Source organism: Burkholderia seminalis DSM 23518, assembly GCF_902832885.1.
GTDB classification, from domain to species: Bacteria; Pseudomonadota; Gammaproteobacteria; order Burkholderiales; family Burkholderiaceae; genus Burkholderia; species Burkholderia seminalis.
Genome location: NZ_CADFDK010000014.1, coordinates 139,901 through 154,151, shown reverse-complemented (window position 1 = coordinate 154,151; position 14,251 = coordinate 139,901). Strand labels below are relative to the sequence as shown.

10 protein-coding genes are annotated in these 14,251 nt (G+C 66.8%); 1 reads left to right on the top strand and 9 read right to left on the bottom strand.

Annotated elements, in window-relative coordinates:
- Positions 1-33: 33 nt before the first annotated feature.
- Genes HWX00_RS30630 through HWX00_RS30615 form a run of 4 tightly spaced genes read right to left on the bottom strand, consistent with a single transcriptional unit; the run spans position 34 to position 5,626 of the window.
- Positions 34-1,149 carry a Rieske 2Fe-2S domain-containing protein gene (locus HWX00_RS30630; RefSeq protein ID WP_175027322.1) on the bottom strand — a complete coding sequence of 372 codons (1,116 nt, stop codon included), beginning with the start codon at positions 1,147-1,149 and terminating at the stop codon, positions 34-36.
- Between the two features lie 24 nt (positions 1,150-1,173).
- The gene (locus HWX00_RS30625) at positions 1,174-2,874 is read right to left on the bottom strand and encodes an NAD(P)/FAD-dependent oxidoreductase (protein WP_175027281.1); all 1,701 of its coding nucleotides are present in this window, start codon (positions 2,872-2,874) and stop codon (positions 1,174-1,176) included.
- Between the two features lie 44 nt (positions 2,875-2,918).
- Positions 2,919-3,959, bottom strand: a complete 1,041-nt coding sequence (locus HWX00_RS30620) for a monodechloroaminopyrrolnitrin synthase PrnB family protein (protein WP_175027323.1) — start codon at positions 3,957-3,959, stop codon at positions 2,919-2,921.
- A 50-nt stretch (positions 3,960-4,009) separates the two neighbouring features.
- Positions 4,010-5,626: a tryptophan halogenase family protein gene (locus HWX00_RS30615; RefSeq protein WP_034190973.1), complete on the bottom strand. Its 1,617-nt coding sequence runs from the start codon at positions 5,624-5,626 to the stop codon at positions 4,010-4,012.
- Positions 5,627-6,408: 782 nt separating this feature from the next.
- On the opposite strand from HWX00_RS30615, the gene HWX00_RS30610 reads away from it, so the two are divergent.
- Positions 6,409-7,011: a LysE family translocator gene (locus tag HWX00_RS30610; RefSeq protein ID WP_175027282.1), complete on the top strand. Its 603-nt coding sequence runs from the start codon at positions 6,409-6,411 to the stop codon at positions 7,009-7,011.
- 147 nt (positions 7,012-7,158) lie between these two features.
- On the opposite strand, the gene HWX00_RS30605 is transcribed toward HWX00_RS30610, so the two are convergent.
- The 5 genes from HWX00_RS30605 to HWX00_RS30585 form a co-directional block, all read right to left on the bottom strand.
- On the bottom strand, positions 7,159-8,004 hold the full coding sequence (locus HWX00_RS30605; RefSeq protein ID WP_226194254.1) for an IclR family transcriptional regulator: 846 nt from the start codon (positions 8,002-8,004) through the stop codon (positions 7,159-7,161).
- Between the two features lie 99 nt (positions 8,005-8,103).
- Positions 8,104-8,430, bottom strand: a complete 327-nt coding sequence (locus HWX00_RS30600; RefSeq protein WP_034190970.1) for an H-NS histone family protein — start codon at positions 8,428-8,430, stop codon at positions 8,104-8,106.
- Positions 8,431-8,522: 92 nt separating this feature from the next.
- The gene (locus HWX00_RS37055) at positions 8,523-9,818 is read right to left on the bottom strand and encodes a polysaccharide pyruvyl transferase family protein (protein WP_226194256.1); all 1,296 of its coding nucleotides are present in this window, start codon (positions 9,816-9,818) and stop codon (positions 8,523-8,525) included.
- Between the two features lie 45 nt (positions 9,819-9,863).
- Positions 9,864-13,409: a DUF4838 domain-containing protein gene (locus tag HWX00_RS37050; RefSeq protein ID WP_244131202.1), complete on the bottom strand. Its 3,546-nt coding sequence runs from the start codon at positions 13,407-13,409 to the stop codon at positions 9,864-9,866.
- Positions 13,406-14,236: a glycosyltransferase family 2 protein gene (locus HWX00_RS30585; RefSeq protein WP_034190967.1), complete on the bottom strand. Its 831-nt coding sequence runs from the start codon at positions 14,234-14,236 to the stop codon at positions 13,406-13,408. The genes HWX00_RS37050 and HWX00_RS30585 overlap by 4 nt, the downstream gene beginning before the upstream one ends.
- Between the last annotated feature and the right edge of the window lie 15 nt (positions 14,237-14,251).

The following is a 14,251-nucleotide window of genomic DNA, read 5'->3' as shown; positions in this document are numbered from 1 at the left end:
ATCTTCTTCGCGACGCGGCCGAACCCGGTCCGGCTAGAGCCGCCGGCTCGCGTATTGCCGCTCGCTTGCGCCGGCGCGCTCGACCCAGCCGCGGTAGAACGCGCGGTACTTCAGCACGAGCTTGTCGTACTTGCTGTACGCGCCGCCGCCGTCCGGCTTCATCCCGTTCCAGATCTTGACGTCGTACCCCGCGGCCTGCCGGGTCTGGAGCCCGAACAGCAGGTAGTCGGTCGCGCGACGCAGGAGGCCGCCCGCCTTCCGGATCGAGATGAGCATGTGCATGACGTTCTTGCCGTCGCTCACCGGCGTCACGCACTGCAGCAGCTTGTATTTGACGTCTCCGTCCAGCGCGACGGTCATCACGCACCCGCCGGGGTAGCCGTCGAAGTGCAGGTTCATCTGCGACATGTTCATGCCGAGCGCGCGCGACAGCATGCCGAAAGGCCCGAAGTACCGGTCCACGGTGAAATCGATCCCGGCACCGAACCACGCGCCCGCCCGTGCCAGCGACTCGACCTCCGGCCACGGGCGCCAATCGTCGAAGAGCTTGAGCTCGAAGGCCGATATCGGCAGCGCGTGGACGGGCGCCGCGTGCTGCGCGTCGTAGAAATTCTCGACGATCCGCAACACCGCCGTCGTCGTCTCGAACGCGAAGTGCAGGTGCATGAAGTCGCCGTTGTCGACATCGGCCGCGGCGATTTCGGGCAGCGGGTGCAGCGGCTGCGCGGAGCCGTACCAGACCCACACGTAGCCGTACCGCTCGGCCGTGACCCACGTCGGCTGGCGCGCCCCGCGCGGGACCGGCTCCAGGCGGCACACCGCCGGGCTGTGGCCGGGGATATGCACGCACTGGCCGTGCTCGTCGTACCGCCAGTGGTGAAACGGGCACCGGATGCACCCGTCCTCGACCTGCCCGTCGGCCAGGTTCGCGCCAAGGTGCGCGCAGTGGCGGTCCATCACCACGGCCCGTCCCGACGCGCCGCGCCATGCGACGCACGGCTGGCCGAAGAGCGTCAACGCCGCCGGCTTGTCCTTGAGGTCGGCCGTGCGCATCGCGACGTACCAGCTCGCGGCCACGCGCGTGGTCGCGTCGTATGCCGCCGCCGGATGCGCGCCGGCACCCACCTGATTCAATTGAATGTCGTCGATCATTTCGATTCCGGGGTCGAGCGACTACTTCAGCGCCAGGCCGATGCGGGTCGTGACGTACGCCCTGAGCAGCGCGAACATCGGGTTGTAGTCGAAATACCTTTTCACCTCCGCCGGCGCGCTGGTCTGCGTCCAGTGCAGCAGCTTCATCGCCGGCAGCAGGCTGTACTTCGAGTTGTTGAGCTGCGGCCTGGCCCCGGTGATGCAGTATCCGAAGCCGAACATCGGCTTGGCGAACTCGCGTTCGTTGATGAGCGCGTGAATCCGCGCCGCGGCCTCCCCGGCCGGCTTGCGCCCGGCGCTCACGGCCTCGACCTCGGCCTTGACGTCGTTGAACAACTGGTAGTACCCCTCCATGTCCGCGCACAGGAACCCGAGGTACGGCGCGTCGTCGTCGAGGCGATCGAGGTCGCGCTCGTCGCGCGACGCGCGGAACCGCGCGTGCGCTTGCACGAGCCGGAACTGGCCGAGGATCGTGCCGACCGCCCACAGCCGGTGGAACGCGTCCCACAGGCGAAAATCCGAGAACGCCGTGTAGCAGCAGCTGACGAAGTCGTCGTTGTGGTCCAGCAGCTTCTGCTGGAGCCGCTCGATGTACTCGAAGCGCTCGGGGGAGAAGTCGTCGTCGCGCAGCGCCTTGATCAGGCGCGCCGCGAGCGCGTGGATGGTCACCGCGGTGTTCTCGAGCCCGCGGGAGAAAAGCGGATCGATGAACCCGTTGGCGTGCAGCATCAGGCAGTAGCGATCGCCGACGCACGCGCGCGACGAGAACTGCAGGCGGTCGGTCCTGACCCAGTCGCGCACCGGCACGGCGTCGCGGAACTGCGCCGCGATGCTCGGGAACCGCGCGAGGAATGCGTCGAATTCCTGCTGCGCGGGGATGTCCGTTTTCGGGTGGACACGCGGGTCGAGCTGCAGGCCGACGCTCACCAGGTTGTTGGTCGACCGCGGGTGGTTGTTGAACGGAATCACCCAGAGCCAGCCGCCCTCGAACATGTGGTGCAAGGTCCCCTCGTGCCAACGCCAGCGCTGCCCCTTGACCTTGAAGATGTCGTCGAACGGCTTGACCCCGAGCATGTGCGTGTAGAGGCTGCGCGAATGCGTCTTGAAGCGGCACGGCTCTTCGCGCAGCGCGAACTTGGTCGCGAGCGGCGCGCGGGGCCCGCCGCAGTCGATCATGTACCGGCCGGTGAACCGTTCGCCCTGGGCGGTGGCCACCGCGACGCCGTCCTTGTCCGCGTGGTATTCCGTCACGGTCGTCTTCTGGCGGACTGTGCAGCCGTATTTGATCGCGGCTTGCAACAGGTAGGCGTCGACGTCCTGCCGGTAATAATGGCTCTCCGGCCCCCACGGCAGTTCGGGGATGACGCACTGCGTGAACTCCTTCGGATCGTGCTCCTCGCCGGGCTTGTGGAATACGAAGCCGAAGTTGCGCTTGATGCCCGTGCTCGATGCGACGTACCGCTGCGTCGCATAGAACGACGTGATGTGGTCAAGCTCCGGAATGCCATAGCGATCGGCGATGATGCGGTTCATCAGGGACGTCTCGGGGATCGACGATTCGCCGATCGTGAACCGCGGGTGCGACGACTCCTCGATGATCAGCACGCGAAACCGTTGCCTGGCCAGGATGGCGCCCATCTGGGTGCCCGACATGCCCGAGCCGAGAATGATCACATCGAAGTGGTTGCTGTCGCGCCCGTTCGCGGGGCTCTGCTGAGTCATGGGGGCACACTCTCCTGGTGAGATGGAACACATGGCCGCGCGCGTCAGGCGCAGGATTCGTCGAGCGCGGCGCGCACGCGCGATCGCGCGGCACGCGTGAGCGTCAGCAGATCGCCGAGCATGCTGGGCGCGTACCCCCCGCTGCCGATCGACGGGCCGCTTTTACCGGCTTCGTATGCGCGCTCCGCCAATTTGACGTGAGGCGCCCGGAAGTGCAGCAGGACCTCGAATACGCGGTCGAGGGCCGCCAACCCGGCCGCGACGGGCTCGCCCCGCGCACGGGCCGCTTGCGCGTCGCCGAGCGCACGGTCGACGAGCGACGGCTGCCCGGCGAACCGCGCGTAGATCGCCCTGAATGCGGGCAGCACGTAGGGCAGGTACGTCTCCTTGAATTCCCGATACGCGTGGTGGTCCGATTGCGACCCCCACAGCACGTGCTCCAGCACGAAGAGCGGCATTTCGACGGCGCCGGGGCCGAGGTAGCTGCGGCCCCCCACTCGAATCGGCTCGTAGAACGGGCGAAGCTCGTCGTAGAAGACCTGCAGCGAGATGAAGCGGTACGCGTAAACAATCGAGTCGACCATTTTCCGCAGATAGGCCGCCAGCGCGTCGCACCCTTGCGCGAACGCGGGTGCCTGCAGCGGCACGTCGGACAGCTCGACGGTCAACGCGATGGCCGCCTCGAGCGCCGCCATCGAGAGGCGCACGCTCTCGAGCAGGTGCGCTTCGTCGCGCAGCCCGGTGTAGCTGCGCTGCGCGTCGGCCGCCGCCGGGTTCCAGACCGTCACATGCAGGAGCGTCTCGCGCGGCGGCAGGCCGGTCGCGCGCGCCAGGTCGAGCAGCATCGGCTCGAGCCCGGGCACCGCGTCCACTGGCTCGTGTCCGTGCCGCTTGAGCGACCCGAGGAAGAACCCGATATCCCGCATCGCGGCCGCGGCTTCGACGAAGCCCCAGCCCGCGGGTATGCCGCGCGCCGGAAGGAACGCGCGCAACAGGCCGACGATGCCGGGCACGTCCCGTTGACGGTTCAGGCCGGGCAGTTGCAGGACGAACGCCCGCGCCTGCAGCGGATCGCACGCCGCCACGGCGTCGTGCGTGGCCGCGATGGCGCGTACCCGGGCCTGGGTGCTGTCCACTACAGGATCTCCGGCGCCGCGAGCGTCGGCCCGGGCTGGCTGCGAGACAGCCCCGCGTGGCCCTCGCGCAGCGAGCGCAGGTAATCGTGGTTCGTCGGCAGGCTCTTTCGCAGATGCTCGGCCTCGCGCCGGATCCGGGCGAACATCGCCTCCGCCTTGTCGATCGACTCCGGCCGGTGCCGCAAGAGCGGCAGCGACCGGTCCGGCAACAGCCCCAGGCCGGCAAATATGCAGTAGTAGTTGCCGTTCAACCAGAAGTTCTTGAATTCGTAGTCGAAGGTGTCGTAGTACGTCGAATCGTCGAACGACGCGGTGGTCAGCGGCAGCCCCGCCTTGTAGCGCTCGACCTTTTCCTGGATGGCGTCCGAGAGCCGCAGGTCGTGCCGGTTCGCGCGCCAGAACGGTGTGTCGTCGCGCGACGTGGTGAAATAGTGCGCCTGGACGAAATCCCGGCAGTCGTCGAACATGTAGACGATTTCGGCATTGAATGCGTCGGTCAACCGCGGGTCGAACGACGTGTCGGGGAAGTGCTTCACCAACTGGTAAAGCGCCGCGTAGATGAAGTAGATGCCCGTCGATTCCAGCGGCTCCAGGAAGCACGACGACAACCCGATGGAGACGCAGTTGTTGACCCACGCCCGCCGGTTGCGCCCGACCCGGAACTTGATCTGGTTGAGCGGCTGCTCGTCCGAGAGCCCCCAGAGGTCGAGGAAGTCGGCGGTGGCCTGGTCGCGCGACGTGAACTTGCTCGAGAACACGTAGCCGCTGCCGAACCGGCCCAGCATCGGGATCTTCCAGGTCCAGCCCGAGTTCATCGCGATCGCCGAGGTGTACGGCTCGATCCCCACGCGCGCGTCGTCGGCGGGCACCGCGCTCGCGACCGCGCTGTCGCACAGCAGGTAGTCGGACATGTCGATGAACGGCTCCTTCAGGGCCTGGTTGATCAGGAGTCCCCGCATGCCGGAGCAGTCGATGAACAGGTCCGCTTCCAGCGTCCGCCCCTCCTTGGTGGACAGGCTGGAGATATAGCCGCGATCGTCCAGGTGAACCTGCTCGACCTCGTCGACCACGCGCTTCACGCCGCGTTCGACGGCCCAGCGCTTCAGGAAGTCGGCCACCAGGTGCGCGTCGAAGTGCCACGCGTGGGACATCTGGCGGGTGCCGTCGGCCAGGCACGGTGCCAGCTTGGCGTCCAGCGCCTCGGTCTGCGGGTAGCAGGCGTACGCCATCGGCTGCTGGAAGCCCTGTTCGCGCTTGCGCAGCCAGTAGTGGGTAAGCGGCACGCCGTCGCAGTTCGGCACGTTGCCGAACAGATGATAGAAATGATCGCCGGGCGCGCGGTCGGGCGACTTCCGCCAGTTCACGAACCGGATGGCAGACTTGAACGCGCCATTCACCTGGGGCATCCACTCCCGCTCCGGTATTCCGAGAAAGTCGAAGAACACCTTCTGCAGACTCGGAATGGTCGCCTCGCCCACGCCGATCCGGGGAATCGCCGCGGATTCGACGAGCGTGATGTTCGCCTGCTGCTGGAGTGCCCGGACGAGGTACGAGGCAGACATCCAGCCCGCCGTGCCGCCGCCCACGATGACGATATTCCTGATCGGATTACTCATGACACGCTTCCCATGGGATTGAAAACCTGAATGGATAGTGCCGCCTTTTCGAATTGAACCGGCAAATTGTTCGGCAACGCGTCACAACATGACGCCACCCATCATGACAAGTCAAATCGCAAAGACGCGGTTAATTGAAGTGAATTCAATCAACAATGCGAATCCCCATCGAATGCGGCGGCACACCGCGCAATGGATTCAGCCTCGGCAGATTGACTTGCCGATTCGACGATCGCCGTTAGTGCACGGCCATGATCAATTGCCCTGATTGCCAGCAGGATTGATACGCCATGCACTTGACCGCTGCGGCACACCTTAACAGCGTTCAGGACGGCATGCCGAGAAAAATTTCATATCAATCTAAAGTTATCCAGAGAAATTCTAAATCCCGCAAAATATCGACGAAATACTGCACAACGATCGATTTAATTTCTCAAACCAAATGAATTCTGTTTTTTATTTAAATCGCATAAACAAGTACCTCATTTTACAAAAAAACGCGAAATGGCCGACCTAATTAACAGGAAAGAAATAAATTCCTCTTCATTTCCAAAACAACGAAGTCGATCTTTTCGAATTTCGGCAGTTTTGATGCCGACCTGAAAATAATCCGACTCGTCGCCGGAGAAATTCGTCATCATGTGTCCGGGCGGACACGAAGGCCATGCAATGAAAACGGGCACGTTCCCGAAAGAGCGGATCGCCTCTGCACTGAAGCATTCCAGCGGCGCCCCGGCTTCGGCCGGACGCGAACCGCGACACCGACGAATCGAGGAGGCCGCGTGCCCATCCAGGAAGCGTTGCTGAAGATGTCGATGTACGTCTCGCTGGTGCTGATCGTGCCGGGGCCGACCAATACGTTGCTGCTGTCGTCCGGGCTGAAGGTCGGCCTGCGCGGTACCTGGCCGCTGGTGATCGCCGAGGCGCTCGGCTACGCGATCGCGATTTCCGTATGGGGATTCTTCCTGGCCGCGTTCGCTGCCGGCCGGCCCTGGCTGTATGACGTGGTCAAGCTCGCGAGCTCCGTCTACATCTTTTTCCTCGCGCTCAGGATGTGGACGCATAGCCGCGTGCCGCAGGACGTACCGATCGCGCCGGTGAGGTTTCGCGATGTGTTCGTCGCGACGACGATGAACCCGAAGGCGCTGCTGTTCTCGAGCACGCTGTTTCCGTTGGAGGCGTTCAGGTCGGCCCACTATTTCGCATGGACGCTCCTCGTCTTTCTGGTCGTGCTCGCGCCGATCGGCGTGGGCTGGTCGTCCCTCGGCGGACTCCTGACCTCGCAACGCGCGTGGGCCGGTCGAACGTCGACGCTGCTGCGCGGCGCCTCGCTCGTGCTGTTGATGTTCTCCGGCACGCTCGTGTACTCGGTCGTGAACCGCTGACCGCAGGCTGCCGATCGTCGCGACGCGTGAGCACGCATCGCGCCGCGACATGACCGCGACCGCCCTGAGCGCGGCCTGGCGCAGAGCCGGCGCCGCTTCACGGTAAGTTCGTCCTCTCCGTCGGAACCCGGGACGATTCCCGTCGCCCTACGTGCATGCCGCGCCGCGCGCCGGCATGTCGACGGCCGATTGCATGAACCGCTGATCGACCGTCGCGGCGATGCGCTGGGCCGTTTCGTACAACGCCGCGCTGATCTGCTTGACCGACATCGCGCCCGCTTCCCCCGACAGCGCGAGGTACGGGCACGCGAGGATCGCGATGGCCGAACCCGACTTGTCGACGATCGGCGTCGCGATATCCGTGATGCCGGGAATGCGCGCATTGGGACGGCAGAGATAGCCGTCGACCAGATGGGGCGGCAACGTGTCGTCACCGGGCGGCGGATTGCGCGACCCACCGGCGTGCCCGTCGGCCCGCGACAACCGGGCCCGCACGTCTTCGTCCTGAAAGGCCAGGTACATCTCGCCCGCCGCGCTGCCGTGCAGCGGCATGCGCGTGCCGACGCGGACCGCGATGTTCCATTCCGTCTCGGCGCCGGCCGTCGCGATGACGATCATCGTGTCGCCGTCGAATACCGCCAGGTAACACGACTGGACCGTCTGCAATGCGAACTGTTGCAACAGCGGCGTGACGAGCGCGCCCAGCGATCGGGTCGGTGCATGATGCTGCCCGAGAAAGTAAAGCTTCATGGTGAGCGCGTACCGGTCATAGCGATCCACCCGGTAGATGTAACCGCGATCCTCGAGCACCTGCATCATCCGGTACAGCTCGCTTCGGCTGCGTTTCAACGCGCGGCAGATGTCCGCCTGCGCCATGCCGTACTGGCGATCGATCAGCAGCTCGAGGATATCGAGGCCTTTCTCGAGCGCCGGGGCGCGATAGCTCGTCTTCTTCCTGGGTCCCGGGCTGTCCGGGGGAGCGACCGGGTCCATGTCGGGATTCCGCATATGCCGCATTGCCTCTAAATTCAGTTCGTTCGAGTCATGCCGGATCGCCCGGCGTCGCTTCAGGACGCCGTTGCCGACCGGCCGTCAGCGCGTTTCCGGCCACCATGGCTGCGGCGTCTCGCGGATCAGGTAGTCGTCGAGATTCTTGCCGGCCAGCCACCGGGGACGTGCGCCCTTCCCCGACCACGAGCGGCCGGTGTTCGGGTCGTAGTATTTCGCCGGCGCCTTCTGTTGCCGCGCCTTGATGAAGCCCGCCGCGCGCAGCAGTTCGATTTCGGTGATGCTGAACTGCCGGACGTACTCGGCGATCTCCTTGAGTCGGGCCTGCTTCTCCTTCTGCCGGACTTCTTCGACGATCAGGTTCAGTTGACCCAGTTGCTGTTGCAGTTCGCGAATGGTGGGACTTTTCATTTGACAGGTTCAAGCGAGACTCGACAGGTTGCCGTTCGACCCCGCGCGGCGCGGCGCGGCTTCGAACGGGGTAAAAATGGCGGAATACCCGCTCACGACGGCTGAATCGCGTGGATCACGCCGCGCAGGTTCCTGCACGACGCCTCCTTGACGCGCGGCAGCGCGGCATGCACCTGGTCGCGCAGCTGGGGAAGCTCCGACACGAAGCGGTCGAGCACCGCCGCCAGGCGCGTCGCGCGCATCGCTTCGTCAGGCTTCATCAGGAAGGTGTCCGGCAGCCCGAAATGACTGAAAAGGCCCTGGAACTTGTCCTGGTAGGTCAGCGCCGCGACGGGCACGCCCATGCCAAGACTGGCGATCGCGAGATGCATGCGGCCCGTCACCACGCCGTCGACCTGCCCCGAAATGGCCTTCAGCTCGGCCGCCGACATGCGGGGGCGCGGGTAGTACAGCCGGTCGCCCATCGTCTCGGCCAAGGCGTCGTGCAGTGGTTCGAGACAGGTATCGTCGCCGTCGCGGCCGCGATAGTCATGAGACAGCAGCACGATGCTGACGCGATGCCGTGCCGCGAGCTCGCGAAGCGCCTCCTGCGCCGACGCGACGAGCGCCGCGATATCCGTGTCGCTGGCCCGACGAATCAGCATCGGGTGCAAGTTGAAAGCGATCACGATGTCGCCGGCCGCGCGCCGCGATTCGACCCACGATGCCGTCCCCCTGACGCAATCCGACGCATGGTCCGGCTGAAGCATGAATGCGGAATCCGCCACCAGCTCGGCGGGCGCCGAACTGAAACGCCTGAATCGGTCGAGCGACACGCCGTCGCGCACATTGACCAGCAGCCGCGCGTCGATCTGGTCGAATGCATGCCTCAGTTGCCGGTACGGCTGGCGGTTGAAGCTGAAGCCGAGAATCGTGCCGGCCACGCCGCGCCGGACCAGCAGGTCCGCCGTCGCCAGCAACCGCAGCGACGTCATCGGCGAGTAGTAGCCGTCCATCACGTCCGCGCCGATGACGACCACCGCGCTGGGCTGCAATGCGGCCAGCCGTTCGACGGTGTCCATCAGGCGCCACGGCTCGCGCCATGCGTCGACCGCCTGAAAGCCGAGCCGGGTCGCGGCGTCCGCCGCCTCCGGCGTGGCCGTGACGACCGACACCCGCAACGCGCCGTTCGCAACACGCAACCGCTCGACGACCGCGCGCAGCATCGCTTCGTCGCCTTTCGAGCCGACCAGCGTCCACGGGTCGCACGGCAGGACCAGCAGATGGGCGCCGGGCGCGGCGGCGTCGCTCGCGGCACGCCGTGCGACCTCGCGACGCCATTGCAGCGTCAGTCGCGTGACGTACAGCCACACGCGCAGCCGCTGCTTCAGATCGGCCAGTTTCGACATGTTCGATTCCCCTGGTTGGTTCGATGGTTTCGATGGATGCATCCGTCACGCGTGCGCTGCAACCGGCCGCCGCCGGAGCGTCTCGCGCAGGACATCCAGCTGCGTTTCGTGCCAGGCCAGCGCGGCGGCGCGTGCGGCGGCCCCCTGCGCGACACGCTGCGCGCGGTCCGTCGCGAGCCGGACGACCGCATCCGAGAAGCCCTGCGGATCGCCGTCCCGCACGACGGTCACACCGCGCAGGTCCCGTTCGCCGAGGCCGCGCGCGCCGGTCCGCGTGCTGACGATCGGCACGCCGAGCGCCATGCTCTCGAGCAGCTTGATGTTGATGCCGGTGCCGAGCAGCATCGGATTGATCGAGATCGGCGCGATCGCGAACGCGTCGCCCAGCTCGGCGACGGTGCCGCGCTTGACGAGGTGCGGACCGTCCGGCACGGCCGCCGCGATCGTGCCGGCGAGATGCAGGCGAAATGCCGGCAGCCGCGCCACGACATGCGGCAGGATCTCGTCGACGAAGTACTTCACGGCGTCGCGGTTCGGCTGGTTGTCGCTGCCGAGAAAGGTCGCGTCGGCATGCCCGGCGCAGTCCACCTGCGGCGGAAACGCGAGCAGGTGACTGAGGACCGCGACCGACGGCGTGTCGCCGCCGCCGAGGCGTGCCGTCAGCGCGTCGCCCTCCTCGGCCTGGATCGCCAGCGCGACATGCGCACGGCGCAATCCGTCGCATTCCCGTTCCGGCGGAATCGAAAACATGTAGCGCTTCGCACCGGGGCGGCCGATGAACGGCACGTGCCGGTCCGCGAAGATGTCGTGCGTGTCGACGACCTTCACGACCGAATCGGGAAACGCATCGAGCGCACGCGAATAGAACACGTATTCGACGAACACGGCGTCGAACGCGTGGCGGTGCTGCAGCGCGCGCAACTGCGCGGAGAAGCTGTCGCTGAACAGCTCGTCGAGCCCCGTGTAATACGCATGCCGGCTGCCGGCCGCTTTCGCGGCGAGGCGACGCGCGAGCCACGCGACCCGCTTGAACCGATAGCGCGCCAGCGCCAGGCCCGCGCGACGCAATACCGACACGCGGTCCGCGCCGAACTCCTCGCGATGCGCGTCGAGATCCATGCCGCCCGTCTGGCGCGATTCCAGATAGACGAAATGCACATCGCAGCCGAGCGACCTCACCGCCCGCGCGAGATTCAGGACGCGACTGCGATTGCCCGCGTTGACCGGAAACAGCGGAATCGGCGAAACGATGGCGACTTTCATGAAGCGTTTCCTTGAAGCGGAGCGGGCGGCGGCGTGTCGTCCGGCGCACGGTGACGAATGGCGACGAACGCCCCCCACGCGCACGGACTGTCCTCGCGCGAAGCCGACGCCGTGGACATAGATGCCTTTCTCGTGATCGGCGTCGTACCTGAACGGGCCGCCCGGCACGGGCAGCCACCGGAATCGCGCGTCGTCGAGCGTGCGCGCCGGCGTGTCGGTGCGCAGCGTCATCGGCGGGTACGCGCCGACGCGCACGGCGGCCGCGCCTGCCCCGCCGCCTTCCGGCACGCGCACCGATGCGTAGAGATCCCAGCGCCCGTCGCGCGGCAGCTTGTCGAGCTTGAGCTGGACCGCCCATGCGCCCGAATCGCCGCGCATCGCGATCGCGGCGCCGTCGAGCGAACCCGGATCGGCCACCAAACGCGCGCTGTCGTAAAGGTTCACGCGCGACACGTCGATCGCGCGCCAGTCGCCGTCGGCCAGACCCGCCACGAGCGGCGGCGCGACGACGGGATGCCGGTCGATATCGAGCAACGCGCCGAGTGCCGCGAGATTGCCGCTTTGCCGATACTGACGAATGCCTGCTGCCGCGATCGCCGCGTCGAGACGGGCGCGTCGCGCGCCGACGTCGAGGTCCCAGCCGTCCTTCGCGGCGCGCGCCGCGTAGCGCTCGCGCAGGGCCAGGATCACGAAATCGAGCGGCACGCGCGCCTGTCGCACGCGCGCGCCGCGCACGGCGTCGCCGTCGACGGCACGGGCGGCCGCGTCGAAATCGCGTTCCGCCTCGCGAACGAAGTCGTACGTGTACATCGACATGCCGACCGGCGTCTGCTCGGCGAGCACGTCGCCGCTCGCGCGCAGCGCCGCATGCATGCGGTCGATATAGCGCATGACGGCCGGGGCCGCCGCACCGTAGTAGGCGTCGCAATATTCGCGGACGAGCGCACGCGGGTCCGCCGTCGGCGTCCACAGCATCCGTGCGATCAGCCACACGCGCAGGCTCGCGAATTCGCCGCCGCGCGACTGCCAGTCGCCCTCCGCGAAGTAGCCGTCGACGTTCGGCAACGTGGCGAGCCACGCAATGCTGCGGCCGACCGGATAGAGATTCGGCGTCGGCTGCAGGTAGCCGCCGAAGTTCACGACGTGATCCCAGACGGTGACGTGCCGCGCGATCTGGTTCCATTGCTTCAGGCCGTCGCGCAGCCGCGCGTTGCGGTCCTCGTTCAGCGCGACGCTGTAGTCGACCTGGATCGTCATCGGATAGACGCGGACGTGATCCGGCACCTGCATGCCGTCCGGCGGCGTGAAGCCCCAGTGATAGGCCGGCATCGCGAAACGCGCGCCCGGCACCGCGGCCCGGACCTGCGCCGACACGTCCCGCACCATGTCGAGAAACGCGGCCGACAGCGCGCCACCGTGCGTATCGGCGAACGCGCGACTCGCCTGATCCGGGTCCCAGCCCCAGTCCATGTCGCGGATGCCGAACCAGATGCGGCCCGGATCGGGCAAACGCTTCAGCCGCTTCACGATCTCGGCGGCCATGGTGGCGCGGACGTCGGCCGACATCATCGCGAGTTGCCCGCCCGCATACCAGGACGGGTGAGCGGCCGCGTAGCGGTCGCGCGGCACGAGCGTCCAGAAGTCGGCGTCGCCATCCCGCGCGAGCCAGCTGCGATCCCACATGTCGATCCCGGGCGGGGACGCGCGGTACGACGTCCCGTGCGACTCGCCGTTCAGCAGGTTATGCGCGCGAAACGGCTTGTCCTCGCCTTCCGCACTCAATACCTCGCGATACGCGAAGCGCGGAACCTGCCGCACCGGTGCCGCATCGACCCGCAGTTCCGCCTGCCGGGGCACTTCGGTCGCATCGGGCGCGAGCCACTTCACGCCGAGCTTGCGGTCGAGCCACCAGTACGCGCCGAACAGCGTGCCGCGCGGCGTCCCACCGGCGATGACGAGGTCGGCGCCGCTGCGGCAGACGACGAAGCCGTCGCTGCCGAGCCCCGCCGCGTTGGCCGGTCCGCATCGTTGCGCCGCATGCTCGCCGCCGACGACGATCGCGGGTGTCCGGTCCTGGCCGTCGTCCGACACGGCGAACGACGCGCCGCTGATGCGCGACAGGTAGTCGGCAATCTCGTCGGCCGCGTGCCGTGTGACGGCATCCGCCGCACCGGCGCGCACGCCGTAGCGCGCGACGCCGTCCCGCGCGAGCAGCACGCGCGACTCCGGCGGCACGGGCTGCGCGCCATCCGCGCCGTGCATGACCAGCGCGTACAGCGCGGCGGCCACGGCACACCGGACGACGCGAGACGGACGGACTGACGTCATTGCCGGGCGATCCGCGACACGCCGGGCGGCAACGACAGCGGCACGTGGAATTTTCGATAGAACCGCCACAGGCTGCGCAGATGATGGCGTCCCGCACGGGAGACGGGGCTCGCCGCCGACTGCCGCTGATGCTCGTGCACGAGCGTGACGCCCGGCATGCCGAGCACGCGATAACCGGCGAGCCAGGTCCGTGCGCACAGATCGACATCCTCCATGTAGAGGAAATACGATTCGTCCATGCCGCCGAGCGACTCGAACAGGTCGCGTCGCACCACGAACCCCGTTCCCATCACCCATTCGGCGTCGAACGGACTGCCGCACGACCAGGCATCGATCATCAGATGCCGAGCCATCCGCGCGCGGAAGCGGTTCGAGCGGCCGAGCGCGGTGCGGCGCGCCAGGATGTCGAGCCAGCTGTAGAACCGCCGTGCCGAATACTGGCGGCGGCCGTCGGGATACTGCAGATCGAGCCCGACGAGCCCGGCCTCCGGGCGCGCGTCGAGCAGGTCCAGCACCCTGGCCAGCCCGTTCTCGCTGAAACGCGTATCGGGATTGACCACCAGCACGTAGTCGCGCCGGCAGGCGGCCATGCCGAAGTTCACACCCGACCCGAAACCGCGATTGCATGCGGCACGCAACAGCCTCACGCCGTGCGGCAGTTCGCGTCGCAACCGCGCATACGAGTCGTCCGGCGACGCATTCTCGACGACGACGATATCGTCGGCAAACGCGACGCGTAACGACGTCAATGACGCCACGCATCGTATCGTCAGGTCGGGCGTGCCGTAATTGACGACGATGACGCTGATTCTTCCTTCCGTTTCCATCGTGATACCCCGCGC

Excerpts from the sequence above, each read along its gene's own strand:
- HWX00_RS30625 (WP_175027281.1), bottom strand. The coding sequence starts at position 2,874 with ATGACTCAGCAGAGCCCCGCGAACGGGCGCGACAGCAACCACTTCGAT.
- HWX00_RS30615 (WP_034190973.1), bottom strand. The coding sequence starts at position 5,626 with ATGAGTAATCCGATCAGGAATATCGTCATCGTGGGCGGCGGCACGGCG.
- HWX00_RS30605 (WP_226194254.1), bottom strand. The coding sequence starts at position 8,004 with ATGGACCCGGTCGCTCCCCCGGACAGCCCGGGACCCAGGAAGAAGACG.
- HWX00_RS30600 (WP_034190970.1), bottom strand. The coding sequence starts at position 8,430 with ATGAAAAGTCCCACCATTCGCGAACTGCAACAGCAACTGGGTCAACTG.
- HWX00_RS37055 (WP_226194256.1), bottom strand. The coding sequence starts at position 9,818 with ATGTCGAAACTGGCCGATCTGAAGCAGCGGCTGCGCGTGTGGCTGTAC.
- HWX00_RS37050 (WP_244131202.1), bottom strand. The coding sequence starts at position 13,409 with ATGACGTCAGTCCGTCCGTCTCGCGTCGTCCGGTGTGCCGTGGCCGCC.
- HWX00_RS30585 (WP_034190967.1), bottom strand. The coding sequence starts at position 14,236 with ATGGAAACGGAAGGAAGAATCAGCGTCATCGTCGTCAATTACGGCACG.